The 14,163-nt window shown below is 70.2% G+C and carries 18 protein-coding genes; 11 read left to right on the top strand and 7 right to left on the bottom strand.

Annotated elements, in window-relative coordinates:
- Positions 1–8 precede the first annotated feature (8 nt).
- Complete coding sequence (locus Q9G87_RS08915; RefSeq protein WP_305915758.1) at positions 9–1,349, top strand: hypothetical protein; 1,341 nt, start codon at positions 9–11, stop codon at positions 1,347–1,349.
- 21 nt (positions 1,350–1,370) lie between these two features.
- On the top strand, positions 1,371–1,970 hold the full coding sequence (locus tag Q9G87_RS08910) for a hypothetical protein (protein ID WP_305915757.1): 600 nt from the start codon (positions 1,371–1,373) through the stop codon (positions 1,968–1,970).
- Here the strand turns inward: Q9G87_RS08910 and Q9G87_RS08905 are convergent.
- Genes Q9G87_RS08905 through Q9G87_RS08895 form a run of 3 tightly spaced genes read right to left on the bottom strand, consistent with a single transcriptional unit; the run spans position 1,933 to position 5,270 of the window.
- Positions 1,933–2,601: a GntR family transcriptional regulator gene (locus Q9G87_RS08905; RefSeq protein WP_305915756.1), complete on the bottom strand. Its 669-nt coding sequence runs from the start codon at positions 2,599–2,601 to the stop codon at positions 1,933–1,935. The genes Q9G87_RS08910 and Q9G87_RS08905 overlap by 38 nt on opposite strands.
- Positions 2,598–3,770, bottom strand: coding sequence for a CaiB/BaiF CoA transferase family protein (locus Q9G87_RS08900; protein WP_305915755.1), 1,173 nt, complete (start codon positions 3,768–3,770; stop codon positions 2,598–2,600). The genes Q9G87_RS08905 and Q9G87_RS08900 overlap by 4 nt, the downstream gene beginning before the upstream one ends.
- Positions 3,771–3,827: 57 nt before the next feature.
- Positions 3,828–5,270 (bottom strand): aldehyde dehydrogenase family protein, encoded by a 1,443-nt coding sequence (locus tag Q9G87_RS08895; protein ID WP_305915754.1) that lies wholly within the window; start codon positions 5,268–5,270, stop codon positions 3,828–3,830.
- Positions 5,271–5,339: 69 nt separating this feature from the next.
- On the opposite strand from Q9G87_RS08895, the gene Q9G87_RS08890 reads away from it, so the two are divergent.
- Positions 5,340–6,503 carry an acyl-CoA dehydrogenase family protein gene (locus Q9G87_RS08890; protein WP_305915753.1) on the top strand — a complete coding sequence of 388 codons (1,164 nt, stop codon included), beginning with the start codon at positions 5,340–5,342 and terminating at the stop codon, positions 6,501–6,503.
- A gap of 19 nt (positions 6,504–6,522) precedes the next feature.
- Here Q9G87_RS08890 and Q9G87_RS08885 read toward each other — a convergent pair whose 3' ends face one another.
- A complete protein-coding gene (locus Q9G87_RS08885) occupies positions 6,523–7,572 on the bottom strand; it encodes a C45 family autoproteolytic acyltransferase/hydolase (RefSeq protein WP_305915752.1) in 1,050 nt (349 codons plus the stop codon).
- 349 nt (positions 7,573–7,921) lie between these two features.
- Here Q9G87_RS08885 and gvpJ point away from each other — a divergent pair, with 349 nt between their 5' ends.
- Genes gvpJ through Q9G87_RS08850 form a run of 7 tightly spaced genes read left to right on the top strand, consistent with a single transcriptional unit; the run spans position 7,922 to position 10,904 of the window.
- The gene (gene gvpJ, locus Q9G87_RS08880) at positions 7,922–8,350 is read left to right on the top strand and encodes a gas vesicle protein GvpJ (protein ID WP_305915751.1); all 429 of its coding nucleotides are present in this window, start codon (positions 7,922–7,924) and stop codon (positions 8,348–8,350) included.
- Positions 8,347–9,096, top strand: a complete 750-nt coding sequence (locus Q9G87_RS08875; protein WP_305915750.1) for a GvpL/GvpF family gas vesicle protein — start codon at positions 8,347–8,349, stop codon at positions 9,094–9,096. Before gvpJ ends, Q9G87_RS08875 begins: the two co-directional genes overlap by 4 nt.
- Positions 9,093–9,320 (top strand): gas vesicle protein GvpG, encoded by a 228-nt coding sequence (locus tag Q9G87_RS08870; protein WP_305915749.1) that lies wholly within the window; start codon positions 9,093–9,095, stop codon positions 9,318–9,320. The genes Q9G87_RS08875 and Q9G87_RS08870 overlap by 4 nt, the downstream gene beginning before the upstream one ends.
- Positions 9,321–9,324: 4 nt before the next feature.
- Positions 9,325–9,660 (top strand): gas vesicle protein, encoded by a 336-nt coding sequence (locus tag Q9G87_RS08865; protein ID WP_371825754.1) that lies wholly within the window; start codon positions 9,325–9,327, stop codon positions 9,658–9,660.
- Complete coding sequence (locus Q9G87_RS08860; RefSeq protein ID WP_305915748.1) at positions 9,653–10,465, top strand: GvpL/GvpF family gas vesicle protein; 813 nt, start codon at positions 9,653–9,655, stop codon at positions 10,463–10,465. The genes Q9G87_RS08865 and Q9G87_RS08860 overlap by 8 nt, the downstream gene beginning before the upstream one ends.
- Positions 10,462–10,632 carry a gas vesicle protein gene (locus tag Q9G87_RS08855; RefSeq protein WP_305915747.1) on the top strand — a complete coding sequence of 57 codons (171 nt, stop codon included), beginning with the start codon at positions 10,462–10,464 and terminating at the stop codon, positions 10,630–10,632. Before Q9G87_RS08860 ends, Q9G87_RS08855 begins: the two co-directional genes overlap by 4 nt.
- Positions 10,629–10,904 carry a gas vesicle protein K gene (locus Q9G87_RS08850; RefSeq protein WP_305915746.1) on the top strand — a complete coding sequence of 92 codons (276 nt, stop codon included), beginning with the start codon at positions 10,629–10,631 and terminating at the stop codon, positions 10,902–10,904. The genes Q9G87_RS08855 and Q9G87_RS08850 overlap by 4 nt, the downstream gene beginning before the upstream one ends.
- 178 nt (positions 10,905–11,082) lie before the next feature.
- Here the strand turns inward: Q9G87_RS08850 and Q9G87_RS08845 are convergent, their stop codons facing one another.
- A complete protein-coding gene (locus Q9G87_RS08845) occupies positions 11,083–12,399 on the bottom strand; it encodes an RNA-guided endonuclease InsQ/TnpB family protein (RefSeq protein WP_305915745.1) in 1,317 nt (438 codons plus the stop codon).
- A gap of 24 nt (positions 12,400–12,423) precedes the next feature.
- On the opposite strand from Q9G87_RS08845, the gene tnpA reads away from it, so the two are divergent.
- Positions 12,424–12,855, top strand: coding sequence for an IS200/IS605 family transposase (tnpA, locus tag Q9G87_RS08840; RefSeq protein WP_305915744.1), 432 nt, complete (start codon positions 12,424–12,426; stop codon positions 12,853–12,855).
- A 42-nt stretch (positions 12,856–12,897) separates the two neighbouring features.
- Here the strand turns inward: tnpA and Q9G87_RS08835 are convergent, their stop codons facing one another.
- Together Q9G87_RS08835 and Q9G87_RS08830 are read right to left on the bottom strand one after the other, a co-directional pair.
- On the bottom strand, positions 12,898–13,251 hold the full coding sequence (locus Q9G87_RS08835; protein WP_305915743.1) for a lytic polysaccharide monooxygenase: 354 nt from the start codon (positions 13,249–13,251) through the stop codon (positions 12,898–12,900).
- 427 nt (positions 13,252–13,678) lie between these two features.
- Positions 13,679–13,801 carry a hypothetical protein gene (locus tag Q9G87_RS08830; protein ID WP_305915742.1) on the bottom strand — a complete coding sequence of 41 codons (123 nt, stop codon included), beginning with the start codon at positions 13,799–13,801 and terminating at the stop codon, positions 13,679–13,681.
- Positions 13,802–14,163 lie beyond the last annotated feature (362 nt).

The raw sequence follows: 14,163 nt of genomic DNA, 5'->3' as shown, positions 1-14,163 counted from the left end.
ATTCCCGCGTGCCGGTGAACGGGTTACGGATTGCCGCAGGCGTCGTCGCTGCAGCGGGTTTACTGGTCGCGGGGTTTCTGGTGCTCCGCGACGGCGGGGACGAGCAGCGGCCGGTCCGCGACCGTTTGCCGATCCAGCCCACAGTCGTGGGCAAGAGCGTGCTGGTGGACGTCTCCGGCGCTGTCCTGGAGGAGTTCAACGGCGACTGCGTGAGCAGCCGGGTCTCCTATCTGTGCCTGCGGGTGCGCGACGAGCTGCTCGCGGCGGACGAGCACTTGCTGGCGCGCGGCGGCCTGACCATCAGGACGACGGTCGACCGGCGGCTGCAGCAGTCCGCCCAGCAGGCCATCGACCGTCGCGTGCGATCGGACGACAAGCCGATCGCCGCTCTGGCCATGGTCGTCCCGGGCACGGGCGACATCAGGGCGATGGCCACCAACCGCCCGCTGGTCGACAAGGTGGGCGCGCTCGCCTACCAGCAGGGGTCCACAGCGATGGTCTACACGCTGGCCGCCGCGCTGGAAAGCGGGCTGCGCTTCGAGGACGGCTTCCCCTATGCGGCCGCGTATCGCGCGCCCTCGTACAGCGCGTTCAAGAACTGCAAGGGAGAGAATGTCGCCGACCCCGTTCATTCGGTCGTCAACGCGAAACGGGATCACAGCGACTTCACGACCCTGCGGTCGGGCACCTGGGCCGCCGAGAACACGTTCTTCGTCCGGCTGACGGAAGAGGTCGGCCTGTGCGAGAGCGTGACCATGGCCCGTCGGCTCGGCCTGGCCCGCGCGGACGGGCAGAAGGTGATGGAGTACGAGACCTTCTCGCTGGGCGTCAACGAGGTGGACCCGGTGATGGCCGCGGGCACCTACGCCACACTCGCCGCCCGCGGCAAGCAGTGCGAGCCCAGGGCGGTCGCCGAGGTCAGCGGCGGTTCGAAGGTCCTGCGGTCCTTTCCTCCACGCTGCCGCGACGTGCTGGACCCGGCGGTCGCGGACGCGGTGACGAACGTGCTCGCGGACGGGCTGGCCCGCGGTCCGCTCAAGGGCCTCGGCCGGGACGCGGCGGGCATGGCGGGCGCCTCCGACGGCTACACCGCGGCCTGGTACGCCGGCTACACCCCTGACCTGGCCTCCGCCGTCGCGCTCGGCGTCCCTGGCAGGGACGCGTTCGACCAGAGGCTGGTCGACGTCATACTCGGCGGCCGCCGCTACGAACGCGTGGAGGGCACGTCGATCCCCGGCCCCATCTGGAAGGAGTCCATGACGGCGGCGCTGAGCGGCCTCCCGGGGACGGCGTTCACGAAACCCGACACGGCCCGGTTCGGCGGCTGCCGCGACAGGTGCGCGAACTGAGCCGGAGAGTACGATGAGCGCGTGGATCGTACTCACCATCCTGGGTACACTCCCGCGACCGAGACCCGGCGACTCATAGCTCACGGACTGCCGAAGGTTCTGCCGGAGACTCTCGGCGGACGGCACCGTTTCTCGCCGCTGTCCCTCTACGTGGGCGACCGACTCGCCGCGACGGCCTTCGCCCGGCTCGACGACGTCGGACTGTTCTGGCTCGACGTCTGGATCCTGTCGCAGAGCCGCGGCGGCCGCTGGACCCTGCGCGACGGCACCAGCACCGCCGCGGGACCCGCTGACGACCTGCTGGCCCCGAGCCCGGCGGCCGCCCTGCTCAACGGGCACGGCCGGGCGGACGGCACGGTCCGTTCCGACATCAACGCGGGCCGGTGGTTTCCGTGGCCGGCCAGGTGGGTGGCGTACGGCGTCGTGCGGTTGTCCGCGGAGGTGGGCGCCGTCAGGCTCGAGGGCCGGACCATCATGGTCCCGGAGCACGGCCTGCAGGCGCTTGCCTGGGCGCCGAGCCACAAGAAGGAGACCAGCGTGGAGCTGCTCGACCAGAAGGGCGAGCCGATCTGCGCCCTGCCCCTCACGGAGCCGGGGGAAGGAGGGACTCCAGCTCGGTGACCGCGTGTTCGCGGTGGACGTTGAGCGTCGCGACGGCCTCGTCGGCGGCGCGCCGGCGCAGGGCGTCCAGGGTGGCGCGATGTTCCTTGATCACTCGCTCCCGGTTGCCGGCGTCTCCGTAGTACATCGACCGGTAGGCGTCCGTCGTGTCCCAGAGCGTCCTGATCAGGCGGGCCAGCCGCGGCATGCCCGCGCAGTCGAACACCGTCATGTGGAACAGGCGATTGGCGGTGGCCATGGCCAGGACGTCGCCTGCCTCGGCGGCCTGCTCGACCTCGTCCTGGGCCGCCTCGAGCCGGTCGAGGTCGGCGTCGGTGAGGCGGTCGACGGCGCGCCGCACGGCCTCCTCCTCCAGTAGCTCGCGGATGCGATAGACCTCGCGCAGGTCGTCGAGCGACAGCGTCGCGACGCAATAACCCTTGTGAGCCTTGTAGGTGACCAGGCCCTCGCCCTCGAGCGTCTTGAGCGCCTCGCGCAGCGGGACGCGGCTGACCTGGAGCTCCTCTGCCAGGGCGTCCTGCCGGATCGGCGTGCCGGGGCGCAGGCGGCCGGTCGTGATGGCGCGGCGCAGCTCGCCCAGCACGAACTGCTGGGCCGTCGGCGGCCTGCGTCGTGCTTCGTCCGGGCTCACGGCCCCAATATCTCACGAAGCCATCCCTGGTCCTCACCGAGAGCCGGGGGCGGGCGGCGGTAGGAGGGCGGGGTGGCACTGAGCCGGATGGGGTTGGCCACCTGTCCCACGCCGCCCACCTCCACGGCGGGCTCCAGGCCGAGGTCCTCGGCTAGGGCGAAGGCCGCGGCCAGGTCGTTGATCGGGCCGCAGGGCACTCCGGCGGCGGTGAGCAGCTCGAACCACTCATCGGCCGGACGTTCCCTGAGCGCGGCGTTCAGCTCGGCGACCAGCGCCTCGCGGGCGGCCACCCGGGCGGCGTTGGTGGCGTAGCGGGTGTCCCGCGCGAGGTCCTCGCGGCCCAGCGTCGCGCAGAGGGCCTGGAACAGCCGGTCGTTGCCGGCCGCGATCACCAGCGGGCGGTCGGCGGTCTCGAACACCTCGTACGGGACGATGCTCGGATGCCGATTGCCCATGGCCCGCGGCACGACTCCGGCCGCCGCGTAGGCCGAGGAATGGTTGGTGAGCGCGGACAGGAGCGAAGACAGGAGCGAGACTTCGACGCGCTGGCCTTCGCCGCGACCCGGCGGCTGCCCGCCGCCGTCGAGGACGCGGCCGCCCTGGCCGGTCCGGTCGCGGTGGTGCAGGGCGGCCAGGATGCCGAGGGCGGCGTGCAGGCCGGTGATCACGTCCACCAGCGCCACGCCCGCCTTCGTCCCCGGCCCGCCGGGCTCGCCGGTGACGCTCATCAGCCCGCCCACCGCCTGCGCGATCAGATCGTACCCGGGCAGCCCGGCCCCGGCCCCGGACCCGAACCCGGTGATCGAGCAGTAGATGAGCCCCGGGTTCAGCTCGCGCAGCGCGTCGTACCCGAGCCCGAGCCGCTCCATCGTCCCCGGCCGGAAGTTCTCCACGAGCACGTCCGCGCGGGCCGCCAGGGCCCGCGCCACCTCCACGTCGGCCCGCAGGTCGAGCGCGATCGAGCGCTTGTTGCGGTTGACCCCGAGGAAGTAGGTGGCCTCGCCCCCGGGCCCGTACGGCGGCCCCCAGGCGCGGGTGTCGTCCCCGGCCCCGGGCCGCTCCACCTTGACCACGTCGGCCCCGAGGTCGGCCAGCAGCATGGTGGCGTAGGGCCCGGCCAGCACCCGGCTGAAATCGGCCACCAGCAGCCCCGACAGCGCCGCTGTCACGCGCCCTCCTTCGCCGGTCGCGTGACAGTAACAGTGCTGTGTCTATTTGTTCGCTCGCTACGCTCGCTCACGCGGCGCCCCGAGGTAGACGGTCATCGTCTGGGTGAAGAACTCGCGCGCGGCCCGCCCCTGCTCCTTCGGCCCGAACCCGCTCTGCTTGGTCCCGCCGAACGGCACGTACGGGAACGTCCCCGCCGACTCGGAGTTGATGTGCAGCACCCCCACCTCCAGCCGCTGAACGGCCTGCAACGCGACCCCAAGGTCCCGGGTGAAGACGGCGGCGGACAGGCCGTGGTCGCTGAGGTTCGCCAGCCCCAGCGCCTCCTCGGTCCCGTCCGCCCGCACGGCGCCGAGGACCGGCCCGAACAGCTCGGTGTGCCAGAACTCCACGCCCGTCCCCGGCAGGTCGAGCACGGTGGGCGGCGCGAACCAGCCTTCGCGATCGCCAAAGGCGCCGCCGGCCAGCTGCTTGGCCCCTTCCTCGACGGCCCGCACGACCCCGGCCGACACCCGGTCCCTGGCGGCCGAGCTGACCAGGGGGCCCATCTCGACTCCGGCTTCCAGCGGGTCGCCCACCACCAAGCGCGAGGCCCGGGTGACGACGCGTTCGAGCAGCTCGTCGGCCACCTCCGAGGCCACGATGAGCCGTGACGTGGCCGTGCACTTCTGTCCCGTGGAGCGGAACGCGCCCAGGCACACCTGCTCGGCGGCATGCTCCAGGTCGGCGTCGGCGAGCACGATGGAGGCGTTCTTGCCGCCCATCTCGGTCTGCACCGGCTTGCCCAGCTCACCGCAGCGGGCGATGACCGCCCGGCCGACCGCGGTGGAGCCGGTGAAGGAGACCGCGTTCACGCCGGGGTGCTCGACGATGGCGGAGCCCGCCTCCGCCTCGCCGTACACGAGGTTGAGCACCCCCGCGGGCAGGCCCGCGTCCGTCAGCGCCCGCGCCAGCCGGTACGCCAGCAGCGGCACCAGTGACGACGGCTTCCATACGACGGTGTTGCCGTAGCTGAGCGCGGGTCCGACCTTCCAGGCCGGGATGGCGATCGGGAAGTTGAACGGCGTGATCATGCCGATGACGCCGATCGGCTTGCGGACGACGAGGACGTTCTCGCCCGGCCGGGGCGAGGCGTAGATCTCGCCGCTCTCCCGGTCGGCCTCGCCCGCGTAATACCGCAGGATGCGGGCCGCGCCGCGCACCTCGGCGACCGCCTCGGGCAGCGTCTTGCCCTCCTCGCGGGCCAGCTCGGCGCCCCACGCGCCGGCCTCGCGGTCCACGATGTCCGCCGCGCCCAGCAGGACGGCCGCGCGGGCATGGTGCGGGGTGGCCGCCCAGCCGGGCGCGGCCTCGCGGGCCGCGGCGACGGCCCGCTCGACCTCCCGTGCCGAGGCGAACCGGCCGCGCGCCACCATTTCGGCCGGCCGGGCCGGGTTGGTGTCGGCGAACTCCTCGCCTTCCCCCTCGGCCCAGCGGCCGCCGATCAGATTCAGAACGTCCATGGTCAACGCACCCTAACTGTGCCATATTGGATTTTCAATATTGGATCCAAAATACGGGAGGCCACGACGATGATCGCCCCGACCGCGCTGTTCGCCCTGGACACCCTGCTCACCGACGAGGAACGCGAGATCAGGACCACGGTCAGGAAGGTGTGCGACCGCGAGATCCGGCCGCACGTCGCCGGCTGGTTCGACAGCGGCGAGCTGCCGGCCCGCGAGCTGGCCCGCGCCCTCGGCGAGGTCGGCGTGCTCGGCATGCACCTGGAGGGGTACGGCTGCGCCGGCCTCGGCGCGGTCGCGTACGGGCTGGCCTGCCTGGAGCTGGAGGCGGCCGACTCGGGCCTGCGCAGCCTGGTGTCGGTGCAGGGCTCGCTCGCGATGTACGCGATCTGGCAGTACGGCAGCGAGGAGCAGAAGCAGGAATGGCTGCCCGCGATGGCGGCCGGCGAGCGCATCGGCTGCTTCGGCCTGACCGAGCCGGACTTCGGCTCCGACCCGGGCGGCATGCGGACCACGGCCAAGCGCGAGGGCGGCGACTGGGTGCTCAACGGCACCAAGATGTGGATCACCAACGGCTCGGTCGCGGACGTGGCCGTGGTGTGGGCGCGCACGGACGAGGGGATCAGGGGGTTCCTGGTCCCGGCGGGCACGCCCGGCTTCACCGCCCACGACATCAAGCGCAAGGTGTCGCTGCGCGCGAGCGTGACGAGCGAACTCGTGTTGGACGGGGTGAGACTCCCTGACGCGGCCGTGCTGCCGGGCGCGCGCGGCCTGTCCGGGCCGCTGGGCTGCCTGAACGAGGCCAGGTTCGGGATCGTGTTCGGCGCGATGGGGGCGGCGCTCGACTGCCTGGAGACGGCCATCGCCTACGCGGGTGACCGTGAGGTGTTCGCCAGGCCCCTGACGTCGTATCAGCTCACCCAGGAGAAGCTCGCCGACATGGCGCTGGAGCTGGGCAAGGGCCTGCTGCTCGCCGTGCACCTCGGGCGGCTGAAGGAGGCGGGCACGCTCACGCCCGAGCAGGTGAGCGCCGGCAAGCTGAACAACGTGCGCGAGGCCCTGGAGATCGCCAGGACCTGCCGCACGTTGCTCGGCGCGAGCGGCATCACCCTCGAATACCCGGTGATCAGGCACGCCGTGAACCTCGAGTCGGTCCTGACCTACGAGGGCACCTCGGAGATCCACACGCTGGTCCTGGGCAAGGCGCTGACCGGGATCCCCGCCTTCCACTGAGCCGACTTTCCGGGCCGGCTCAGAAGGTCTGCCAGGTCTCCTCCGTGACCTGGCAGGGCCCGCCCTTGTGCACCCGCAGCCGCCCGGCGGGCACGTCGAGCGCGATCGTGGCGACGGTCTCCCACCGCTGGTTGATCGGCTGCGTCAGGTCGGGGTGGGCGCAGACAGGCGCGTCGGGGCCATGGCTGAGCATGGCCAGCGCCCGCGTGGTGTGGTCGTCGCTGCTCAGGCCCCCGGTATTGGCCTCCAGGTGCTGGAGCCTGGCGTACGTGCTGGGCCGGTCGGTGGCGTGCCGCTCCCCCGCCGCAAGGTGGGAGTTGAGGAAGTGGTTGCAGTGTTGCAACACGCCGCTCTCGGGCTCGATGACACCGACCCCGGCCGGGGAGATCTCGATCGAGGCGGCGTCGTCCGAGGTCACGGCGGTGATGACGGTGGAGGCGGAAACCTGCGCGGAGTAGGCGACGGCAATGGCGTCTTCGACGGTGGCGGCGTCCTCCAGGATCCTGCGGGCGATCAGGTGCACCGGCACGCCGAGATCGTCGTTGTCGGACTCGTGGCGCAGGATGTTGAAGTGGATGCCGAGCCCGGCCGTGTTGACCCCGATCTTGGCCAGCGCCCCGGCCTCCGTGAAGGTGCGCACCACGTGCCCGGGACTGCTCTCCAGCTCCCACAACATGGGCGCGTCACGCAGGTGGTCATGCCAGTCCCAGGTCTGCACCGTACGGGGCCCCGGCAGCACGACGGACGTGGAGCACTCCCCCTCGCCGACCGCGTCGATGGCGGCCAGGATCTCGGTGCGGGCGTTGACCACGGCCACCTGCCACGGCTCCAGCCCGGCGCCGGACGCGATCCCGGCGATCTCCTCCGCCAAGTGCGGCGCCCAGTCGGCGGCGCGGTCGAGCGCCTGCTCGCCCCACGTCCGGACCTGCGTGGCGGTGGCGCCCGCGACGGCGAACAGGTCGGAGTAGCCGGCGAGGTTGGCGACGATCGCCTCCCGCCGGTGTGTGCCGAGCTCTTTGCCGCGGGCGCGGGGATCGATCTGCGTCGAGGTGTAGCCGGGGAAACTCATGAACCACCCACTACCCCAGGTAACAGCGCTGCGAACCTGTCCCTCGACGCACGACGCCGCACATAGCGCCCCTGCCGCCGCACACGGCGCCGACCGCCGGACGCGCGAGGGTCGTCCGGCGGGCGGCTGGCTCCGTGTTCAGCCGGGGGTCCGGTGATCGGAGCGCTCCCGTCGAGGACGGTATCTGACTGCATAAATCCGCACAAATACCGGATCCATGTCAACGCCCATCTATGCTGTCGCCGATCCCCCTCCATAGGGGACGAGCAGCGGAAACGACCTCCCGCCGCCTGTGTGAGACCGCTGAAAGTTTCGACAGCCGCGACCGAAAAGCCGAGATTGTCATCCGATGTCGCCGGTTTCGACGAATAGGTCAAACGACATAGACGCCGACCAAGGACTGACACAGGGTGAAATTCACATCGCGGCGTCAAAGGAGGGAGAAGTCATGTCAACCCCGGCTGTCGTTGAGCGCTCCGGCTCCAGCGGCCTGGGTGACGTCGTCGAGCTCATTCTCGACAAAGGGCTCGTGATCGACGCATTCGTTCAGGTTTCACTGATCGGCATAGAAGTCCTCACCATCCAGGCGCGGGTCGTGGTGGCCAGCGTCGAAACGTACCTGCGGTACGCGCAGGCCATCGAACGGCTCGACATCCGCGGCGAGGAGATCTCCGTCGACGTACGCCACGGAGCTCTCCCCATCGGCCCAGCCGCGCAGAAGGAGACGCAGGTCGTCGTCAAAGGCGTGACCGTCGAGACGGATGGTGAAAAGTCATGACCAGCAAGTACATCTACGGTGTCACTCACAGCACCACAAACCTTCCGGCTCCGGTGACCGGGATCGGCGGCGCGCCCGTGACGCTGGTGACGCACGACCGGTGCTGCGCCCTGGTCAGCGACCTGCCGGCGGATCGCCCGCTCGGTACCCGCGACGACCTGCTCTCCCACGAGCGGGTGCTGGAGAACCTGGCCCGCCGTCGCGTCCCCGTGCTGCCGTTCCGCTTCGGCGCGGCCATGACGGGACCGCAGGAGATCGCCGAGGAGTTGCTCGCCGCCAATCAGGACGCGTTCCTCGCGGACCTGGAGCAGATCCGGGGGCGGGTCGAACTGGTCGTGAAGGGCCGGTACGAGAACGACTCCGCCTACCTGGAGGTGCTGCGCGAGGAGCCCGCGGTGCTGGAGCTGCGGGAGCGGATCCGTGGGGTGCCCGAAGAATCCAGCTACGACGAGCGCCTGCGACTCGGCGAGGTCATCGCCCGGGCCATGGCCCGCAAACAGGCCGGCGACAGCGACCGGCTGACGGCCGCGCTGTCCCCGTACGCCGAGCAGGTGGCGCCGCGCCCGCCCGCCAGGGAGGACGAGGTGGCGAACCTGGCGTTCCTCGTCGAGCAGGGGCAGGAGGACGGGTTCGAGCAGGCGATCGAGGAGCTCGGCCGGCAGTGGGCGGGCCGCGTGCGGCTGCGCCTCGTCGGTCCGTTGCCTCCGTACGACTTCGTGGGCTCGCTGCAAGGGCGGCAGTCGTGATCTCGGGCCTGGTGACGTGGCCGCTCGCGCCCGCGTTCGCGGTCATCCGGATGGCGGAGTTCCTGTGCGACCGCGCGGAGGAACAGCTCTACGACCCGGTCCGGATCAGGCGCGAGCTGGAGGACGTGGCAGCCGACCTGGCCGCCGGTGAGATCTCCGAGGAGGAGGCGGCCGCGCGGGAGGAGGAGCTGCTGGACCGGCTGCTGCGGGCGCCGAGGAGGTGAGGTCGTGGCCGACATCTCCTGGGTACGCTCCGGGCCCGCTGCCGAGCCTGCCCGCAGCGACCCCGCCAACCTGGCCGACATCCTGGAACGCGTCCTCGACAAAGGGATCGTGGTCGTCGGCGACGTCCGGGTGAACCTACTGGACATCGAGCTGCTCACCATCAAGATCCGCCTCCTGGTCGCCTCGGTGGACCGGGCGAAGGAGCTGGGCATCGACTGGTGGGAACACGACCCGTCGCTGTCCTCCCGCGCCCGCGGGGACGTCCTGGCGGAAAACCGCGAGCTGCGCGCTCGGCTCGCCGAGCTGGAGCGGACGCCGGGGAGGGATCCGCATGACTGACACCGCCGTCTACCTGTACGCCGTCACCAACGCACGCGATCCGGTGGTCGGCGAGGTGGCCGGAGTGTCCGGCAGCCGGGTTCGCGTGGTCGAGCACTCCGGGCTGACGGCGGTGGTCAGCACGGTGCCGCTGCCGGAGTACGGCGAGCGGGCGCTCCGCGAGAACCTTGAGGACCTGGCGTGGCTGGAGGCGATCGCCCGCGCGCACGACGCGGTGGTGCGGACGGTCGCCGGCCGCGGCCCCACCGCGCCGGTGCGGCTGGCCACGGTCTTCCATGACGACCGCCGGGTCAAGGAACTGCTGGAGGAGCGGCGGGGTGGAATCGAGCGGGCCCTGTCGAGAGTGGCGGGCCGCTCGGAATGGGGCGTCAAGGTGTACGGCACTGCCCCCACCGGCTCACCCGCCGACGACCACCAGGCCGGCCAGTCGCCACGGGACGTGCCTGAGGGCGCGTTCTCCCCCGCGCAACGGCCCGGCCCTGGTGTGGCATACCTGCGGCGGCGCGGCGCTCAGCGCCGCCGGCGCGAGGACGCGACCCAGGCGCTGGCGGGCCGGGCCGAGCAAGTGCACGCGCGGCTGGCGCCGCACGCGATCGCCAGCCACCGGCATCGTCTCCAGGATCGCCGGCTGTCGGGGCACGACGGCGTGATGGTTCTCAACGCGGCGTACCTGATCGAGGACCCCCACGCCTTCAGGGAGGCCGCGGCCGATCTGGCCGCCCGGTGGGACGACGTGCGCGTCGAGGTGACCGGCCCGTGGCCCGCCTACTCCTTCACCACGATCGACGGGGAGGAGCGGGCATGACCGCGGAGCTCGTCCAGCGGGAGGTGGCGCTCGTCGATCTGCTCGACCGGCTGCTGGCCGGCGGCGTCGTGCTGAGCGGCGACCTGGTGATCTCCATCGCCGAGGTCGACCTCGTACGCGTCTCCCTGCGTGCCCTGATCACCTCCGTCCGCGCGGAGCCGGCATGACCCGCCGCCTGGAAACCGACCCCGACCAGGTCGAGCACGACCTCGTCTGCCTGGTGCTGACCTTGGTCGAGCTGATCCGCCAGCTCATGGAGCGCCAGGCCCTGCGCCGCGCGGACGAGGGCGACCTCACCGGGGCGCAGGCCGAGGCGCTGGGCCTCGCCCTCATGCGCCTCGACCAGGCCATGACCGACCTGAAGGACCGCTTCGGCATCACGGAGGACGAGCTCAACCTCGACCTCGGCCCGCTTGGCACCCTCCTTCCTGACGCATAGCGCTCCGCCGGGCGCGCACACGAGGGCCGCGCCCGGCGGAGACACCACGTCAGTCAGGCTCAGGTGAAGTTGACGTCGCTGCAGAAGTAGTACGTCTGGTCCATGTGTGTGCGAGGCCTTCCAGATCGTTTGACGTGCTCCTTCCCATGAATATGAATGGGGAGGATTCTCATGGCCGCTACGCTGCCACCCGTTGCGGGGCGGCGTGGGTAGTCCCGCCATGAGGTGCTTGACGCTTCAGCGGCCCCAATACGGCAGGGCCTCCACGTCCGGTGACCGCCCGTCCGGCGGCTGAGTTGTACCGATACAACTGGGTGCGGGCGGCGTTGACGTCGGCGTTGCCGATCCACCCGCAGACGGTGTTCTTGCACACAAACCGGGACTGACTCTCCCGGGAGCCCTCGATGATCGTGTGGCAGGCGTGGCATTCCTGGCTAGTGCCCGGCGCCGGGACGAGGACGACCTTGCCGCCCTTGGCGGTGGCCTTGTAGGTGAGGAACTCGGCGGTGCGGCCCCACGCCTCGCCGGCGATGGCCCGATTCAGGCCCCGTTTTTGGGCGACGTTCCTGCCCGGCTGTTCGGGGGTGCCGGAGGCGCTCGCCATCATGTTCGTGACCTTGAGGTCTTCCAGCACGATGACGGAGAACCGGTCGGTGAGCTGGGTGGTGGTCTGGTGCTGCCAGTCGATGGCCCGGCGCTTGGCTTTGGCGCGCAGGCCGGCAATCTGGTCGTAGGTGTGCTTCAGCCGGTTACTGGCAGGCTGTCCGGGTGTCGCGGCTCGTTTCTGGCGGGCGGCTTTGCGTTCCAGGCGGAGCAGGCGCCGCTGTTCCCCGCCGGTCAGCCACTGGTCACGGTGGAAGATCTTCTCTCCGGTGGCCAGCGCCAACGGTACGGCGATGCCCCGGTCGATCGCGGTGTGCGGTCCCGGATGCGGGGCCGGCGCCGGCTCCTCGGTCTGGATACGGAACACGATGTGCCACCCATTGGCCTCCTTCACCAGCCGCGCCCCGGTGATCTTCCCGTCCAGGCCGCCCTTCGTGACCCCCGGCAGGTCTTTGGTCCACCGGAAGCGGACCCGGCCGAGTTTGGGGATGGTGACCGCGCCCCACCGCCGGTTGATCCGGGTGATGTTCAGGTCCCGCGCCTGGGGGACGTCCACCGCCATCCGGGAGCGCAATCGGCTCTTGAACGTGGGGCGCCCGGCCGGGTGGTCGGGGTTGAAGAAGTTCACCCACGCCTGCCGGTAGGTCTTCAGCACGGCCTGCGCCGCCTGGGCGGGCAGGTCGTTGAGCCAGTCGATCTCTTTGCGGGCGGCCCGGATGGCCTCGTCGCATTGGGCGAGGGAGGCGAACCGGCCCTGCCGGAAGGTGAAGAACTCGTGCAGCAGGTTCCACAGCAGGCGCGCGTTGTGCGCCTGGCCGTCCAACACGGCGCTCTGCCGCTGGTCCACCTCCAGGCGGGCGACCTGAGCACGGTTGCGCTTCTCCAACCCCACGCGGCCCATTCTATCGTTTGGTGTATGTCACCGCGATGGGAACCGAACCCCGGCATCAGAACAGGACGTCACTGCGTCCACGACCTGACCACGCATTTGGTGTTTGTCACGAAATATCGGCGAGACGCACTCACCGGCCCCATGCTGAAACGCTGCGAACAGATCATGAAAGAGGTGTGCGAGAAGTTCGACTGCGAACTGACCGACTTCAACGGCGCACACGACCACGTCCACCTCCTGGTCCGCTACCCGCCCAAGGTCGCCCTGTCCTCCCTGGACAACTCCCTCAAAGGCGTCTCGGCCCGCCACCTCCGCCAGGAATACAGCGCTCACGTCCACACACACCTGTGGGGCGGCCACTTCTGGTCCCGCTCCTACTACGCAGGATCGACCGGCGACGCGAGCGAGGCCACCGTCCGCACCTACCTCCAGTCCCAGGACCGGCCCCAGAAATGAGACAAGACCAGACGCGCTCACGACCGGTTCCAAGAGTACGGGTCAGGGCACGCTCAGGCCCTTGGAGGCCTTCCCGCACGGGCCTTCACCACCCGCCTGAAGGCGCGAGCACTGGCCCGCACCTCGGTAGACGCTGATGTAGTCCGCGCCGTGCCTGGCCTGGTCGGTCAGCCCGATGTCGAACGTGCTGGGCAGGTTCGCCATCGTCCAGGCGCCCGGCGTGTCCATCGAGCGGTACCGGCCGCCCTGCGTCTGGCCGGCGCTGCACAGCTGCCCGTTGGGGATGACGGCCTGGTGGTTGCCGCCGACGTTGTCCCGATAGAGCCCGTTCCAGTTCCACATGGCGTTGGTGTTGTCCTGCCACGCCTGCCAGCACATCGGGTCCCGCTGCTGCATGGTGGGTTCTGGAAGTCGTTGCCCCAGCGCAGGCAGCATCCGTAGTTGCGGGAGGCCGGGTCAGTGACCACCCGTGCGCGGAGGCGGTGTCGGCGAGGGGGACAGCAAAGATCATCGCCATGGACATCAGCACGGCCAGGGCGCGCAGCGCCCAGCGGTTGAGTGCGGCTTGGGGCATCGTGCGGTCTCCCTGTTCCGGTCGGGGTTCCGGTGAAGAGGAGCGCTCCCGGCGGGGGACGGTATCTGACCACATCGCACCGGCCAATTGACTTCCTATTGTCAATGTCGGGCATGGCCGCGCCATGCCTGGTCAATGCGGCGCATGAACAGCGAAAGAGGCATTCCGAGGACCAGCCGGGGTGAAAGTTTCACGGAAAGAAAGCGACCCGCTCTTCCGAAATGGACCGTCACTTTCGGCCGACCGCTTTCACTTGGCCGCGCGGACCTGCCTGACGACGCCATGAAAGCGCCGGCCGCTGCTGGTCGGGCACCAGGAGGAGAGCCCGGCGGAGGCGGCGGCGCCCGTCACATCGACGACTACGCCGCCCAAGCTCGACTTCCCCGGGCGTCGTGAAACTTGACACAAACCTACAGAAGCCCACGACCAAAGATCGCTAGAAGCAAATGCCCCGCCGCCCACCCTAAGTGATCAAGCTTTGACGTGCGTTGACGCCTCCCTCTGGGCCGGATCACTCCACTGAGCGGGGCAGGTTCACGCTCAGTCATAGACAGAACAAGATATCGATAGAATTCTTTTCTAGCTCTTGTGACTCCAGGTAAGTGTGAGAGGGCGTTGCGCGAGTTGATGTCCCTTTCGTCGCTTGGACTGAGTGGGGCGCGCTGGTCAGGAACGTCGCGGTCGTGCTACGGACGCGGCTGAGCGAACAATCCGGGCTCGGTCTCCACCAGGAT

The organism is Nonomuraea turcica (genome assembly GCF_030718205.1).
Lineage (GTDB): Bacteria > Actinomycetota > Actinomycetes > Streptosporangiales > Streptosporangiaceae > Nonomuraea.
This window is presented reverse-complemented; position numbering and strand designations above follow the sequence as displayed.

What these genes read in the sequence shown, in the direction of transcription:
- Q9G87_RS08860 (WP_305915748.1), top strand. Translation starts at nt 9,653, where the DNA reads ATGACTGACACCGCCGTCTACCTGTACGCCGTCACCAACGCACGCGAT.
- Q9G87_RS08835 (WP_305915743.1), bottom strand. Translation starts at nt 13,251, where the DNA reads ATGCAGCAGCGGGACCCGATGTGCTGGCAGGCGTGGCAGGACAACACC.
- tnpA (WP_305915744.1), top strand. Translation starts at nt 12,424, where the DNA reads ATGTCACCGCGATGGGAACCGAACCCCGGCATCAGAACAGGACGTCAC.
- gvpJ (WP_305915751.1), top strand. Translation starts at nt 7,922, where the DNA reads ATGTCGCCGGTTTCGACGAATAGGTCAAACGACATAGACGCCGACCAA.
- Q9G87_RS08875 (WP_305915750.1), top strand. Translation starts at nt 8,347, where the DNA reads ATGACCAGCAAGTACATCTACGGTGTCACTCACAGCACCACAAACCTT.
- Q9G87_RS08895 (WP_305915754.1), bottom strand. Translation starts at nt 5,270, where the DNA reads ATGGACGTTCTGAATCTGATCGGCGGCCGCTGGGCCGAGGGGGAAGGC.
- Q9G87_RS08890 (WP_305915753.1), top strand. Translation starts at nt 5,340, where the DNA reads ATGATCGCCCCGACCGCGCTGTTCGCCCTGGACACCCTGCTCACCGAC.
- Q9G87_RS08885 (WP_305915752.1), bottom strand. Translation starts at nt 7,572, where the DNA reads ATGAGTTTCCCCGGCTACACCTCGACGCAGATCGATCCCCGCGCCCGC.
- Q9G87_RS08850 (WP_305915746.1), top strand. Translation starts at nt 10,629, where the DNA reads ATGACCCGCCGCCTGGAAACCGACCCCGACCAGGTCGAGCACGACCTC.
- Q9G87_RS08855 (WP_305915747.1), top strand. Translation starts at nt 10,462, where the DNA reads ATGACCGCGGAGCTCGTCCAGCGGGAGGTGGCGCTCGTCGATCTGCTC.